Source organism: Micromonospora sp. RTBAU3-60 (assembly GCF_054963695.1).
On sequence record NZ_JBUEGB010000030.1, the window covers coordinates 57729 to 73577 of the forward strand.

Sequence of the window (15849 nt, forward strand, 5' to 3'; positions counted from 1 at the left end):
CTCTCAGATCGTCGAATCCGGGTCGGCCACCATCTCGCCGATCACGCTGAGATACCCGGCCACCTGCTCTTCGATCTCAGCCCGATCGAACAGGTGGCGGCTGAAGCTGAGCCCGCCAACGACTTCGGTGTTGCTCAGGTGCATCGACCAGATGATGCCGTCCGGGGTTTCGGAGCCGGCTGGCTGCGGCATGACCCGACGCCAGATCGCCGTGTACTCGAGGTCGCCGATCCGCTTGCCCTGCATCAGGTAGGGCGGCTGGACGGCCTGGAACAGGCACGGCACCGCGTCGGGGCCGACCGATGCCATCAGCTCGGGCGCCTCGGCGAGCACGTGCAGCAGCGGCAGCTCGTGCTTGAAGGCGCCGACGCAGGCCGTCCTGGTGCGGGCGACGACATCGCGGAAGGTGCGGCAGTCGCGCAGATCCACCCGGAGCGGGAGGAAGTTGAAGAACGACCCGACCGTGGACTGGAAGCGGTGCTGGCGGCCCGGCGCGAAGGTGGGCACCACGATGTCGGTCGCCTGGGTGCGCCGGTTCACAAAGACGGCGAACGCGGCGAGCAGCACCATGAACGGGGAGCTGCGCGTCTCCCTGGCAAGCCGGGACACTTCCGCGCTCAGGTGCGCGTCGGTGGTGAACCGGTGATAACTCGTCGCCGGGGCCACCTGCTCGTCGCGGCGCGTCGGCGCGACCAGGATCCGGGCGCCGCGCAGCGTTTCACGCCAGTAGGCCCGTGAGGCAGCCACCGTCGGCCCAGCGGCCTCCTCCTGCTGTGCGGCGATGTAGTCGCGGTACTGGGTCACCTCGGGCAGCTGCGGCTCGTCCCCGGCGGCGCGAGCCGCGTAGCACTCCGCCAAGTCCCGCAGGATCACCTGGAGCGACCAGACGTCCGCGGCGCTGTGGTGGGTGCAGAGCACCAGCACGGAGTCCTGCTCGTCGAAGCGGCCGAGCACGGCCCGCAGCAGCGGGACCTCGTCGATCGGGAACGGCCGGGTCTCCGCCTCGATCATGAGCTGCTCGGCGCGCCGGTCCCGGTCCACGCCCGGTGAGTCGTCCAGTTCGATCACTTGCAGCTCGGGTTGCCGGGCGGGCAGCACGCTCTGCGTGCCGCCGCCGTTCTCCAGGTGCAACACGGTACGCAACGCCTCGTGCCGCTCGACCACGTCGGCCAGCGCCAGGCGCAGGACCTGCGCGTCGACGCGTCCGTGGAGCCGCCACCCGCCGACCTCCACGTAGTGCGGCCCGAATGGCCCGGCTTCGAAGCCTTGGGCGAACAGGCAGAGGAACTGCTGCTGGAGTGAGAGCGCGGTAGGCGCCTGCGGGGCTTCCGGAGTGATGGTCATGGGAGTTTCTCCTTACTGGAGGTTGACACCGGCGTCGTGGAGGGCATCGATCAGCGTGCCGCGTTCTAGTTCGTCGGCGACCAGCTGAAGTTCGTCTGCGAGGTAGCGGTCGTCGTCGAGGGTGGGCACCAGCGACCGGATGGTGTCGTAGGTGATCCGGCCGGCCGGGCTCAGCCTGTCGAGGCGCCCGGAGACGTCCACCGCCTGCGCGGCGGCGAGGAACTCCTGGGCCAGGATGATGTTGTTGTTGCGCAGCACCCGCCGGCAGTTGCGGGTGGCGATCAGGCCCGTGCTGACCACGTCCTGGTTGTCGCCGTCGGAGGGCACGCTGTGGGTGCTGGCCGGGTCGATCGTCCGGTTTTCCGCGACCAGCGCGGTGGCCGGGTACCGCGCGCCGGCGAAGCCGCGGTGCAGGCCATGCTCGCCCTTGATCAGGAACTCCGGCAGGCCGTCGCTGAGGCGCCGGTTGAGCAGCCGGTTGCTGCGCCGTTCGGAGAGCACGCCGAGTTGGGTGAGCGCGATGGTCAGGAAGTCCATCACGAAGGCGACCGGCTGGCCGTGAAAGCTCTCCCGGTCGGGGAGGAACAGCGGGTTGTCGGTGGCCGAGTTGAGTTCGATCTCGAGCTTGAGCCGGGCGTGCCCGAGTGTGTCCCTGACCGCGCCGATCACCTGCGGCACGCAGCGCAGCGAGTACGCCTGCTGAAGGCCGACGTCGGAGCGGAACACGGAGCCGTTGCCGTTCTTCATTCTGGCGGCCACCCGCCGGCGGCGATCCGCGTGTTCGATGATCAGCCTGCTGCCGTTCATCAGCGCGCGCATGTTGGCGGCGCTGGCGATCTGGCCGGCGTGCGGGCGGGCTTCGTGGCCCGCCGGCTGGAATGGGCTCATCGAGCCTTGCAGTACCTCGATGACCAGCGCCGCGGCGATCTCCGCGTGCCGTGCCTGGGCCAGCGCGTACTCGGCCACCAGGGCGGCGACGCCGGTCACCGCCGAGGTGCCGTTGATCAGCCCCAGACCTTCTTTGAAGTGCAGCCGCAGTGGCTCGATGCCCAGCGAGCGCAGCACCGGAGCGGTCGGCGTCCGCACTCCGTCGCGCAGCAGGTAACCCTCGCCCATCAGGGTGCTCGCCAGGTGCGCCAGCGGGGCGAGGTCGCCGCCGGCGCCCAGCGAGCCGATCTCCGGCACGGCCGGCGTGAGGCCCTCGTTGAGGTGGAGCGCGATACGTTCGAGCACTGCGGGCCGCACGGCCGAGTGCCCCTTGGCGAGGGCGTTCAGTCTCGCGGTGACCATGGCCCGCGCCTCGACCTCGCTCAGCAGCGGGCCGACGCCGGCGCTGGGGCTGCGCACCAGGTTGGTCTGGAGCTCGGTCTCCTTGGCCGTTTCGGAGAGGATGTAGATCATCTCGCTGTAGCCGGTGGTCACCCCGTAGACCGGGATGTTCTGCCGCACAGTCTCCTCGAACTGCTCCCGGCTCAAGGCCGCGCGCTGTAGCACCCGGGTGCTGAGGGCGACCGATGCGTGGTCCTCGGCGACGCAGCGCAGATCTGGAAGGCCGAGCGTCTCACCGTCGAGATCGACGTTGACGTCGGTGCCGACCGTGGTCATTACGCTCCCTAGTGGTGTGACGAACGGATGGTCACTGCCCTGCTACCTGGCCGCGCCCCGATTGTCATGACCGCCGGGAGGGCCCCGCATCTTCGTGGATGCCGCCGCGGGTCCGCCGGTCAAGAGGTGCGCCAGGTGGACCCATGACGCGCCACGACGACGCCCCGCAGCGATGAAGATGCGACCGCCGACGGGGGCGCTCGGCCGGCGCATGTGGATCATCGTGCGCACCGAAAGTGCGAGGGGCCGGTCAGGCGGCGGCGGCGATGCGCTCGTATCCCGGCTGCGGGGCGTCCTGCGCCTCGCTTCGCCGGTCCATCGCGTACTTGCGCGCGTCGAGCAGGGCAAGCAGCACCGGCGGGTCCAGGTCCCGGGTCGGCCGCAGCTCCAGGTCTGCGGCGATCATCGAGTCGGCCCGTACCGTGAACGGGCCGTAGGTGGCGACCGACACCGGCCGGTCGGCGATGTCCGCCCCGGTACCGACCTCGGCTCCGTCCAGTGACACTGACTGCGCGAGCAGGTACCAGGTGCCGAGCGGTACCGAGTTGAAGACGACCCGGCCGGGTTGATCAAGCACCGCGCAGCGTACCGGTCGGCCCTCCGGGATCCGGTGGGCGAACATGCCCACGAAGATCACCGCCTGGTCCGGCTCGGGCAGGCGCAGCCGGCAGGACAGCCGGGCGTTCGAACGGCGGCTCGCGCTGTCGGCGGCGGCCTGGATGGCGACGGCATACCCGGCGCGGCGCCGGTACGCTGTCGGCGACATGCCCACGCTGCGGCTGAAGCGCGAACTGAACGTACCGACGCTGTTGTACCCGACCTGCACGCTGATGTCCGCGACGTTCATCGATGTGGAAACCAACAGATGCTTGGCTCGCTGTAGGCGCAACGCCGACAGGAAACGACCGGGCGAGACGCCGGTGTGTCGCTGGAAGATCCGCGTGAAGTGGAACTTGCTGAACATAGCCGCGCGGGCCAGGTCGTCGATGGTCAACTCGTCGCCCAGCCGCTCGTGCATCGCTTCGATCGCCCGCAGCACGGCCCGTTCGGCAACGTCCTCCATGATATCCCCCTGATGGCAGTCGACGACCCTGGAATGGCAAAGCAATTCGGGACGACATTTCTCACCTGCCTCGACAATGACAGGGAATAGTCGCCGAAATTGTCCTTGACATCGGTATCATCGATGGATGTGGAACTCCCTGATCCCCGGAGACAGGCTAGCCGACCCCCAGATGGCGAGCAATACCCTCCACTTACGAGCCGAGTACGCAGCGCACACGTGAAGTAAATTTGGATATTGATGCTCACTGCTGTCGGCAGCAGGAATCGTCAACCTCGACGCGTCGTCCGCGAGGATGGATACCGATGCTCACCGCTGTCCGCAGTCTGAATCACCAGCTTCAATGCGCTATCCATTTCAGAGGTGTTCGAAAACGGGCGTTCTACACCATGACGAATCGGCGCGCAAATCGTTCCCAGAAACGCCTCCATTTCCTGGGACCGACGCGGCGCGCTGCCGGAATTACAAATCGGGACAGGACGGTCGGGCGCTCAGGCGCCAAGCGTCCGCAGATCGTGGTACAGCGTCCGCCCGACCTGGCGGTCAGCTGCCGGGCTCGCCCACGACGTCCGCCGTACCAGGCCGGCTCGCCGTGACCGGCCGCCCGGCACTCCTCGCCGGCCGCGTCGGTGACGCAGTGCGACGCTCACGCGGTCGGCCGCGCCAGGCGCCCGGATGCACGCTCGTCCGGCGCGAGCCCGGCGACCTCGCGCGCCAGCCGTGCACGCCGCCACCGCGATCCGCGGTTCTGGCCGGAGCCCGAGCGCTCCGGCCCACGCCGAGTCGATCCAGCGGTCCACAGCGGGTGGCCCCGGCCACCGCGTAGTCCCCGAACTCATGCTGTCACGGCGCGTGCGCGGCGGCCCACCGATGACGGTACAGATCGGACTGATCCCGCCGCTGCCCATCACACAAAGTGTCGATTCAGCTACACCGCACGGATCGAGAAGACATCGCATACGAGATACGCCGACAATATCCATGCCCGCATAGCCACAACCGCTGAGGGAGACCCGTTGCCAACGCAACCCGCCGGACTTCCGCGCCGGCTGTCGCCAGGACTTGTCGGCACCGTCATAGTCAAATCACGGCACCTCGCCGCGCAGCCATCTTTGGCACTTCATGGGTAACACCGCACTGCCGCACAATTTCATAAAAACGTTCCCGAGGGATTCCGAATGATTATTCCGACACCCGAACAGCGCGTGTCTTCTTTTGCACAGTCGCGGGGTCGCCTCGCCAAAGTACAACCACCCCGGCCTTACGACGAACCTGGCCTATGAACAGAACGCCCACGTCGTGCAGCGAGAGCACCGGCACGGGCGGGTGACCGTTGACGTGCGGGATGTGGGGTTTCCATGCGCATATCGGATCTGAGCAGGCAGACCGGTGTACCGGTACCCACGATCAAGTTCTACCTTCGCGAACGCCTGCTCCCGCCCGGCGAGCCGACCGGCCGCAACCAGGCCGCCTACGGCGAGGCGCACCTGCGCCGACTGCGGCTGATCCGCGCGTTCACCACCATCGGCCAGCTCGATCTCACCTCGGTCCGGACACTGCTCGCCGCGATCGAGAACGAGAAGCTCCCTCTGCCGGGGCTCTTCGATGTTGTCAACCGCACGCAGGTCCCTCAGGAGGATCCCCGGCCGGACAATGCCAGCGTGTTGCGCAGCGCGCGCGACAGCGTCGAGGGCCTGATCAAGGAGCACGGCTGGCAGGTCGACCCGGACGCGCCCGTCAGTACCCACCTGGCGCAGGTGCTGGCGGCGCTGCGACAGCTGGGCTGTGACTGCGAAATGGACTTCTTCACCGCGTACGCCGAGGCGACCGAGCAGCTCATCGTGCGGGAGCTCGACCTGCTCTCGCCGGAGAAACCCAACCGGGCGGCTGCGGCCGCGCGCAGCGTCCTGCTCGAGGTCGCGCTGACCGCGATCCGCAGGATGGCCCTGGAGCACCACGTCGCCCTACGGTTCGGCTGACCGGCTCACTCGTCGACGGCCGGCTGATGCAGGCGGTGCGCGAATGCGGGCCAAAGTCGCAAAGTCGCGGCCAGAGCCTCCCCGGGATGATGTCCCGAGGAGGCTCTGACCTTTGCTGGAGGGCGGTTCGGCTATCTCACAGGCGCGGGTCCTCCTGGACCTTCAGCGCGTTGAGGATCGGCTCGCGCTCACCGATCTCGCTGCGGAGCTCGACCTTCAGGTCGCCGCCGGTGTGCTTGACGGTGACCGTGTTCACGTCCGCGGTCAGCGCGCCCGCCTTCGCCTGTACGTCGTGGTCGTGGAGCACGGCCTTGCCGTCGACCAGGACATCGAAGGTACGCATGCCGGCCTTGACCTTGTCGATCTCCGCGAAGTCGAGGCCGATCTGGTACGTGCCGGCGGGCGCGTTCTTGAACACGTAGGCGAACGTCTTCCCGGTCCGCTGGGTCCGGAACAACGCGTCATCCTCGGTGCCGGCGATGTCCGCCTTGGTGGCGCGCGCGGCGCCTCCGACGTACCCCCACGGTCCCGAGGTCAGCGGCTGGTCGGGCGACCAGACGAAGCCGTCGGCACCGACGTGCCCGGACCCGCCCACGTCGACGCCCTGCCAGTAGGCAGAGGTCGCCAGACGGACCGGCGCGTACTGGGCTTCGCCCTTGCCGGCGTTCGACGCCACGAGCACGTCACCGACGAGTACGCCGGGCTGGACCCCGGTGTTGTCGGCGGTCGCCCTGACCGTGGTGGACTCACCGACCGCGAGTTGGACCGTGCCGGTCACGGCCGCACCCGTCAGCGTCAGCCACGGAAGATCGGCAGCCTCGTGCCCGCCTTCGGTGCGGCGTTGCTCGCTGAGCTGGATCTGCAGTGGCGCGGAGCCGGTGTTGGTCACGGTCACGTCGGCGCTCGCCGTCTGGTCGGAGCCGAGGAACCAGTCGAAGCCGGCTCCGGTGATGGTCGCGATGCCCGTGGTGAGCGCAGTGTCGACCACCTCGGCCTGGTCCTTCTTGGCGATCGTGACCGGGCGGCTGGCCGTGACGTAGTTCGGCGCCGATACCTCCACGGTGTTCTCGCCGACCAGCGCCTGAGCCTTCCAACGACCCGCGGCGTCGGCCGTGATGACCCGGTCGCCATTCGGCGACTTCAGCGTGACGACCGCACCCGCGATCGGCTTGCTGTCGTTCGCGTCGGTGACCGTGCCCTCGATCGTGCCCGCGGCCGGGAGGGTGTACTGCAGCCCCAGGCCGGCGGTGAGGACGGGCTGGTTGAAGGAGTACTGGCTCGCGGGGTTGCGGTTGAGGCTCTCCACGCCGACCGTGGCCGACGACCCGCGGGTCACGGGCTTCTCGCCACCGATACCGTCGCCGTACCCGATCTGGATCCGTCCGTCCGCGATCAGGGTGACCGAGAAGCTCACGCGAGCCGTCCGGTCACTGTAGAAGGTGGCGTTACGCCACTCGATGACCTGCGCGGCCAGCCCGTCCACCTCGGTCGTGCCGAGGTAGATGCCTGCCTGGGCGTCGACGATGAGGTCGTCCCAGAGCGGATAGATCGCGTCGATCGGATACCGCGACGGCAGTGCCGTGTTGTTCCCCAGCGTGCTGGCGCGGTCGAAGATCAACGATCCGTTGGTCCCCACGCACACGCCGTCCCAGGACGTGTCGTAGAAGGGGAAGCGGAAGCTGGAGTCGAACCACAGCACTCCGCAGAGGTCGTCGCCGTTCCAGCCGGTGTTTTCGGTGCCCTGGCGGTAGAGCCCGTTGGTCACCTTCAACGAGTACGAGCGACCGGCGGGAGCCACCGGCACCTCGCCCGGCTTCGGCTGCTCGGGCACGGGCTCCTGCTCAACCTGGTCTGCGCGCGGGTCGAGCGTCACGCGCAGCGCGGCGATGCTCGGGGCGCGCAGGCCCCTCGAACCCCGCAGCTCCACGGTCAGCGGACCGCCCTCGTGCTTCACGACGGCCGTGCGCCAGTCGGCGGCGTCCGGTCCCACGGCTGCGGCCGCGTCGTACGCGTACTCCGTCAGCGAGCCGTCCACGAGGACGTCGAACACCCGCTTCCCCTTGGCCACCTTCTCGATCTCGGCGAACCCGAGATCGATCGCGTAGGTGCCCTTGGGCGCGTCGGGGAAGGTGTAGGTCAGGTCCTTGAGTGGCGTGGTGCGCTGCGACTGGAACAGCTTGTCGTCCGTCGTGCCTTCGATCCCGGCCTGCGTGGAGGTGACCTTCGTCTTCCCCTCGTAGCCCCACGCCCCGTCGCCGGAGGCCTGGTCGCCGGACCAGGTGTAGCCGGAGTCGTCGGTGAACGAAGGGCCGCCGGCGTTGACGCCGACCTGGTACTTCGTGGTCGTGAGCGTCACCGGGACGTAGGTCTTGGACTGGCGTCCGGAGTCGGACCTCACCACGATGTTCGCGCCGAGGACTCCTGGCTTGGCGTCCTTCGAGGAGAGCGAGACCTTGACGGTCGTCGACTCACCCGGGGCCAGGGTGCCGCCGGTCGAGGAGAGCGACAGCCACGGCAGGTCGGTGAGCAGGTCGTCCTCGACGTCGACGAGCAGGACGTCATCGGCGATCTGGTCCACGGCCCAGAGCGCGCCGGTCACGTCGGTGGCAAGGCCACCGCCCTGTCGCGCCTTCATGCCCGGGAACCACCAGGCGTTGACGAGCTGACAGGTGCTGGGATTGACCTGGATCAGCCGGGTCGGCCCGCTGCTGGCGAGGTCGCTGTACCAGAGCGTGTCCGACGCGGGGTTGTAGGCCAGCCCCATCACCTCGGGCTTGGGCGCGGCGCAGTAGGAGAGGAACTCGCCCGGGTTCTCCCACGAGGTGCCGGCGACGGTCCCGATGGAGCCGTTCTGGCGGCCGCCCACGTAGAAGACGTCGAGCTTCGGGTTGTAGGCGAGCCCGGTCAGCTGCACCGTGGACCACGTGCCCTTGATGACCCTGGTCTCCTTACCGGTCTCCCGGTTGAAGCAGTGGATCACCGAGCGCGGGCTGTCCTCGATTTGGCACATGTCGCCGGTCCGAGTGTCGAGCTCCAGGTCGAACGCGCGGTAGGCGGGGTTCCACGCGGCGTCGAAGACCTTGCCGGTCGGCTTGCCGGTCACCGTGTAGGCGGTGTTGGTCTTGGCGTCGTAGTCGTGGACCCAGACGTCGCCGTCGTACCCGACGCCGGAGGGCTCCTTCTCCTCGATCTTGCCCGGGATGGCGATCCGGGTGATGACGTCCCCGCCGGAGGTCGTGCCGATCTTGTCGGCGGCGCGCGCTGCAGCGGCATCGACCTTGGCGCTCGTGCCGTCGAAGGCCGACGGCTGCATGCCCGTCGACGTCTTGTTCCAGGCGGTGAGGTCGATGGTGCTGGCGGCTCCAGTCCCGGTGCGCTCGGTGGCTCCGGTCGCGTCCAGCTCCGGGTGGCGCCCCGCCTCGCCCAGGTCGTACGTCAGCGGTGCCGAGCCGGTGTTGGTCAGCGTCAGCGTGCCGACGCCCTTCTGATCGGTACCCAGCACCGCGTCGAGGCCTTCGGCCTTCAGGCCGGCGACACCCGTGGTCAGCCGTGCGTCGATCTTGGCCTTCGCGTAGAGCTTGTCGAGGGAGAAGGGGTATGCCGCGGTCGTGTAGTTCGGCGCGTCGACCGTCATCGTGTAGTCGCCGACCGGAAGCTGGCGATGCACGATGCCCGTCCCGTTGGTCGTGACGGCCTCGACGAGCCCATTCTTGTTCGTGAACGAGACCTTGGCCCCGGACACCGGCAGCCCGTCGTTCTGGTCGACGACGGTCGCGTCGAGGTAGCCCCAGTCGGGCAGGTCGTAGGTGACGATCATCCCGTCGTGCAGCACCGGGGCGTTGTCGGAGAACCGGATGCCGTCGACGCCGGCCCAGCCCTGTATGCCGGTGATGGCGCGGGCGCCGCCGGTCACCGGGTCGTCGGTCCCGATGCCGTCGCCGTACCCGAAGATCACCTTGCCCGAGCGGGTGAGCGTGGCCGAGAAGCTGACCGGCTCCGTGTACTCCGACCGGATCGGGTAGGCCCAGATCTTGGCGTTGCGGAACTCGATGACGAACGCGTCCTCGCCGTTGACCTTGGTGGCCGCCGTGAAGACTCCCCCGCCGGGGGCGAACTGGACGGGGGTCTGGACGTAGAACGGGAAGATGCCCGCGCCGCCGGTGCCGGGACCGGTGGCGGCGTCCGGGGCGATCACGCCGCGCAGGCTGATACCCAGGGTGTCGTGGCTCCCGTTGTAGAGCGCGACCGGGAACGGCAGCTTCACCGTGGCCCAGACGCCGCTCGGGAACGCGACCGGGTCCGTGCCGCGCAGGTACTCGCCTTCGGAGACGGAGCAGGTGTAGCCGCCCTCGTCGACGACGAGCGCGACCGGAATCTCGCGCGACTCGTTCTGCGCGCCGACGGTCAGCGGGACGGTCGTGGGTGAGAAGCAGGCGTTGGGCTTGATGTTCAGCGTGTACCCGCCCTCGGGGACAGCGGCGATCGTGAACGCGCCGTTGGCATCCGTGCGCACCGCGGCCAGCGGCGTGTCCTTGACGGAGACGTCGGCGTTCGGGACGGGCTTCTTCTTGTCGTCGACGACCTTGCCGCTGATGTCGTGGCGCGCCGCGGCGGTGAGGGGAACCTCGAGGGAGGTGTTCTGGCCGAGGGTGATCGTGGCGCTCGCGGTCGCGGTCAGGTAGCCGAAGACCTTGGTGCTGATCTGGTAGTCGCCGACCGGGAGGTTCATCTTGAACCGGCCGTCCTTGTCGGTCCCGATGGACCGGCTGAACGGGCCGCTGATCGTCACCTCGGCGGCGGGGACCGGGGCGCCGTTGGCGGTGACGATCCCGGTCAGGGTGCCGCCCTGGCGCGGCGCGAGCTGGAGCAGGCGGACGAGGTCGAGCCGGCCCTCGCCGTACTTGTTGTTGAAGGCGGCGGTGCCGCCGCACTCGGTGTCGTCGACGTCGACGGCCGACTCGGCGAGCAGGCGGCGGGTCTCCTCGACCTGCCCGATGAGGGTCGGGTCATAGCTCCACAGCGCCGCGACGGCGCCGGCGACGTGGGGAGCCGCCATCGAGGTGCCGGACATCTCGGTGTAGCTGTTGTTCGGGTAGGACGACCGGACGGTCACGCCGGGGGCGGAGATCTCGGGCTTGATCCGGCCGCCTTCACCCTCGCCCTTGCGGGAGAACGACGCGAGCGTGCCGTTGGACGCGTAGGCGCCGACGGAGTAGGCGCTCTCGGCGGAGCCGGGCGAGGAGACGGTGTCGCAGGCCGCGTACGGCGAGGTGTTGCCCGATGACCAGACGCTGAAGATGCCCGCGGCGCTCCAGGCCTCGTCGATGGCCTGGAAGAAGTCGTCGAAGTTGTGCTCCGCGCTCTGGCCCCACGAGTTGTTGATGACGTGGGGGCGCTTGGAGACGTCCGGGTTGTTCCCGTGGACGTCGGTCGGGGCGAGCAGCCACCAGCCGGATTCGAGCAGCGACTCGGGGCCGTTGGACGCGCAGCACCCGTTCGTCGCGATCCATTGCGCGTCCGGGGCGACGCCGACGTGGTTGGTGCCGTCGTCGCCGACCATGGTGCCCATGGTGTGCGTGCCGTGCCCGTTGTCGTCGCACGGCGTGGCCGCGCACGTGCCTCGGGTGGCCATCCAGTTGTAGTCGTGGTTGAACGTGCCGTCGCCCTTGTTGCCGCGGTAGGAGTTCACCAGCGCCGGATGGTCGAACTGGACGCCGGAGTCGAGGTTGGACACGGTGATGCCCGCACCCGTGGCACCCATGGCCCAGGCCTCGGGAGCGTGAATGGCGTCCAGACCCCACGAGACGATTCCCGCATCGGCGGCGGCCTTCGGGGCGGCGGGGCGGACGGCCTGGTCAGCCGGGCTCTTTTCGTCCACGGGCTCGACCAGCGCGACCTGCGGCGTCGCGTGGATCTCGGCGACGTGCACCACCGAGGCCACGTCGAGGGCGAGGTTCTCGGTGCCGCCCTTGACGAGCACCGCGTTGGCGATCGGGTAGGAGGTGTATTTGACGCCTGCCCGGTCGAGTTCGGTGGAGACGGATGCCACGGAGTTCTTCGCCGCTGCGGTCAGCGCGTCGTAGACGAACTGACCGCGAGTGGTCCAGTCGGCGATCTTCTTCGCCGGCGCGAGGTCGGCCTTGGTGTCGAACGTGATCCAGAAGTCGGAGACCGGCTTCGTGCGGAAGCGGTCCTTCAGGTCCGATGCGATCTTGCCGGCGGCCGCACCGGGGTCCGGCTCGGCGGCCGACGCCGGCGGTGGCGCGATCATGCTCAGGCCGACCGCTACGGCCAGCGAAGCGGCGAGCGCTTTGAGTCTCATGTGGGGGTCCTCCGCCTACAGGGGCTGGTAGGGGTCGTGGCTCTTGTGGTCGCCGGCATCGCCGGCATCGCCGGCGTCGCGGGCATCGCTGGCGTCGCGGGCGCTGAGGCGCGGCTCCCGCGACAGCTCAAGTGGTGGCTGGTGCTCGATGACGGTGTCGTCACGCGCGATAGGTCGCTCAGGCATGCGCTGCCCCAGGGCCATGGATCATGGAGTCATGCTCGGGGGGGGCCGAGCGGCCTTCGCTATCCAGCGGATACGTCAATTTTCACGACGGGTCGTCGAGGGAATCCTCTTCTGCGAACACTCCGGCCTCTACCGCCTTGACCGCGAGCGCGGTCCGCGAGGTCACCTTCAACTTGCGCATCGCCGCACGCAGCTGTTGATCCACCGTGGCCGGCGACTTGGCCAGAATCCGGCTGATCTCCCGGTTCGTCTTGCCGGCGACAACCAGCCGGACCACGTCGAGCTCACGAGGTGAGAGCTGGTCGCCGTACCCCCGTCGGCCGCCGCGCCACAATCGCGGAACTTCGGCGCCGTGTTCGCGAAGCCGCTGTGCGACACGGTCCGCATCGCCGCGGGCTCCGAGCCTGAACAGTTGCTCGTACTGTGCGGCCAGCAGCTCTCGACCCTGTTCGGTCTGGCCTTGCGCCATGAGCGCCTCGGCTTGACGCTCGCGGGCGAGCATGGCGTCGTAGGGGCGCGGCAACGCGCTCCAGGCGCGCGCCGCCCGGTCGTATGCCGTCGCCGCGCGGGCGTGGTCTCCGGCTGCGGCGACGAGCAGGGCACGGCATACGGTGAGGGCCGCTCGCGGCGCAGGCGCGGTACGGCCACGCAGTCCTCTGGCGAGCTGGTCGCCCAGGCGTGTCGCGGCCTCAAGGTCACCCGCGGCGAGGTGCGCCTCGATCCGGGCGGGGACGAGGTCCGTCGCCCAGACCCAGATGCCTTTTCTCCGGACTGTGTCCATCGGCTCGTTCGTGATCTGCAGCGCCCGGCCGCTGTTTCCGTCCGTCAGCCACAGTCTGGCCAGCGCAGCGGCGGCCTCCATCGTGTCGTCGGCTGCGCCGAGACGGGCAGACTCCTCGAGGACCAGCCGGAACTGCTCCTCCGCAGCGCGCCGCCGTCCGGCCGCGGCTGCCAGCCGGGCCGCGAGCCGAATGCTGCCGAGGTAGAGCGCCGGCCGGTCTCGGTCGGCGTCGGCGAGTGCCGCGCTTCGCTCCGCGAGACCCTCCCACCGACCGGTGAGCCACGCCAGGTTGGCCTGTTCGAGTCGGACGTTGTATTGCAACCGGGACGCCTGCTCGGCCTCGGCAAGGCGCATGGCCACGACGAGATGTGCCTCCGCCTCGGCGTACCGACCCCAGATCAGTGCGCCGGTCCCGACATTTGCGTGGATGCGGGCCACGTCGAGACGCTCCGCCGAGGTCGCACCGTCGATGGGCAGGTCGGCGACGACGTCCCAGGCCTCCTCTTCGCCGAGCATGAGCAACGCAGCGGCACGGTTGCCGGCCAGGTTCAGCCGCTCTGCGGGAGAATCCACTTCGGCGGTGAGCTCAGCGGCGCGATCCAGCCAACGCCGATGAGTCGACGCCGGCCAAGGTCCCGCATAGGCCCAGCCAAGATAGGTCATCGCCCGAGCTGCCTCGACCGGGTCATGGTCGAGGTTGGCCACCGCCTGCTCGAGCTCGCTGAGTGCGGCCTGCGCCTCACCCCCGGTGATCAGGAGCCGACCCAGGGGGTTGCGGATCTCGGCCTGCTGGCGTGCGGAGAGACCGGGGGTCTCCAGCACCGAGCGCAAGGTACGGATCACGCGGTGGTAGACCTCGTCGACCGGTTCACGACGGCCCAGTGCGGCTACTCCGGCGATGCGCGCGACTCGTGCCCGATCCGACGGCGGCAGCTCGGACCACGACAACAGATCGACCAGCAGGGCGACCGCCTTGGTGTGGTCACCCGAGGCCATGGCCAGCTCGGCGCCCTGCTCGGCGTACCGCGCCCAGGACTCCGTCTCGCCCGCCTCACGGAAGTGGCGGGCAAGGCGTGCGACAGGCGGCGGATGGATGTCCTCCAACGCCCGGCCAGCCAGCAGGTGGAAGTGTCTGCGATCGGTCAACGGGATCGCTTCGTAGACAGCCGTGGCGGCCAGCACATGCCGGAACCGCCACTGGCCGCGGTCGTCTCCGTCCAGGACGCCGGCATCGGCCGCCTCCGCGATAGCGCCTCGACACGCATCTGGTGGCAGACCGGCGGTCACCGCGATCGTGGCCACCGATGACCGCTCAGCCAACGTCGCCGCGGCTCGCAACACCTGCTGCGCTGTCGGCGACAGACGGCCCACCCGCTCCCGGGTGGAGTCGCGCACCGTTGGCGGCACCTGTAGCTCGCTCAGCTTCAGCCGGACCCACTGCCCGTCGCGGAAGACGAGGTCGGCACGGTCGCACATGAGGCGAACCGACTCCTCCAGCGCCAGCGGAACACCACCGGTCCGCTCGTGCATGAACGTCGTGAACTCCTGCGATATCGGGTTGCCGTCCAGCATCGAGGAGACCAGCGCTGCCGTGTCGCTGGGTCGCATCGGCGCCAGGGCGATCCTCAGCTGGGTCACGCCAGCAGGCAGCCGGGACGTCAGCCGCAGCAACAGCGATCCGGCGTCCACCTCCTCCGGCCGATAGGAGATCACGAGGCTTGGCCCGTCCGACTGCTGTCGGGAGGTGACGAACAGCAGGAACTCCAAGGTCACCTCGTCGGCCCAGTGAGCGTCCTCGATCACGAGAACGTCGACACGCAGAGCCCGGAGCAGCTCGTCCAGGGCGCGGAACAGGCGATGCCGTGCCGCCTTCGCATCCTCCAAGGGCTCCAACGCGGGCGGCAGGTCCGAGGACCATTCAGGGAACAGGGGCCGTAACGCACCCGCAAGATCGGTGAGCCGCAATCGCGACGCCGGCCGGTCGATCCCACGGAACGCGTCGACGATCGGCCCCAACGTCAGCGACTCTCGAAGCGGTGGGCACACCGAGACCAGGGCAGTGCGCTGGTGCGGCGCGGCCAACCACTCTCGCAGCAGTCGGCTCTTCCCGATCCCCGCCTCGCCCTCTACCAGCACGATCGCCGGTGGCCGGGCCAAGGCGCCCCGGAGTGCCGCCATCTCCCGATCACGACCCACGAAAGCCGGCGTAGAAACCGTCGGTGAAGTCCCGTCGTCCTCGGGCGAGGGGTCGAGCATGCGTGATGATCTCGCTTTTCGGGGCTCGGGCGCAAGTACCATCGCGGCGACTCGCGTTGCGATCCTCAGCCGGAGTGAGCGATGTCCACCGACAATGGTTACGGCGCCCCGCGCCCAGGGTGACCCTCTGGGGACGTGATATCAACGGTCATCGCGGGATATGGCTCTGGCACAGCCATGGTGACCGTTGTTCGTTGATGTCAGGCGGAGAGGATGATCCAGTGGCGTATCGGCGATGCGGGACGCCGATGTCGGATGCGCGCAGGTGAGCCGACGTGGCTGGGCGTTGTTCGCCCTTATGTCCACCGTATGG

The 15849-nt window shown here is 68.9% G+C and carries 7 protein-coding genes; 1 reads left to right on the forward strand and 6 read right to left on the reverse strand.

The features are described from left to right. Window positions 1-3 precede the first annotated feature (3 nt). The 3 genes from ACY34I_RS25475 to ACY34I_RS25485 form a co-directional block, all read right to left on the reverse strand. Window positions 4-1344, reverse strand: coding sequence for a condensation domain-containing protein (locus ACY34I_RS25475; protein WP_462757540.1), 1341 nt, complete (start codon window positions 1342-1344; stop codon window positions 4-6). Between the two features lie 12 nt (window positions 1345-1356). Continuing rightward, the gene (gene cmdF, locus ACY34I_RS25480; protein WP_462757541.1) at window positions 1357-2949 is read right to left on the reverse strand and encodes a tyrosine 2,3-aminomutase; all 1593 of its coding nucleotides are present in this window, start codon (window positions 2947-2949) and stop codon (window positions 1357-1359) included. Window positions 2950-3199: 250 nt separating this feature from the next. After that, window positions 3200-4012: a helix-turn-helix domain-containing protein gene (locus ACY34I_RS25485; RefSeq protein WP_462757542.1), complete on the reverse strand. Its 813-nt coding sequence runs from the start codon at window positions 4010-4012 to the stop codon at window positions 3200-3202. A 1358-nt stretch (window positions 4013-5370) separates the two neighbouring features. On the opposite strand from ACY34I_RS25485, the gene ACY34I_RS25490 reads away from it, so the two are divergent. Next, on the forward strand, window positions 5371-5991 hold the full coding sequence (locus tag ACY34I_RS25490; protein ID WP_462757543.1) for a MerR family transcriptional regulator: 621 nt from the start codon (window positions 5371-5373) through the stop codon (window positions 5989-5991). Window positions 5992-6127: 136 nt separating this feature from the next. On the opposite strand, the gene ACY34I_RS25495 is transcribed toward ACY34I_RS25490, so the two are convergent. From ACY34I_RS25495 to ACY34I_RS25505, 3 genes are all read right to left on the reverse strand, one after another. Beyond that, entirely contained in the window at window positions 6128-12313 is a 6186-nt protein-coding gene (locus ACY34I_RS25495; protein ID WP_462757544.1) for a S8 family serine peptidase, read from the reverse strand. A 15-nt stretch (window positions 12314-12328) separates the two neighbouring features. Further along, entirely contained in the window at window positions 12329-12499 is a 171-nt protein-coding gene (locus ACY34I_RS25500; protein ID WP_462757545.1) for a hypothetical protein, read from the reverse strand. An 82-nt stretch (window positions 12500-12581) separates the two neighbouring features. Continuing rightward, the gene (locus ACY34I_RS25505) at window positions 12582-15536 is read right to left on the reverse strand and encodes an ATP-binding protein (RefSeq protein ID WP_462757546.1); all 2955 of its coding nucleotides are present in this window, start codon (window positions 15534-15536) and stop codon (window positions 12582-12584) included. Between the last annotated feature and the right edge of the window lie 313 nt (window positions 15537-15849).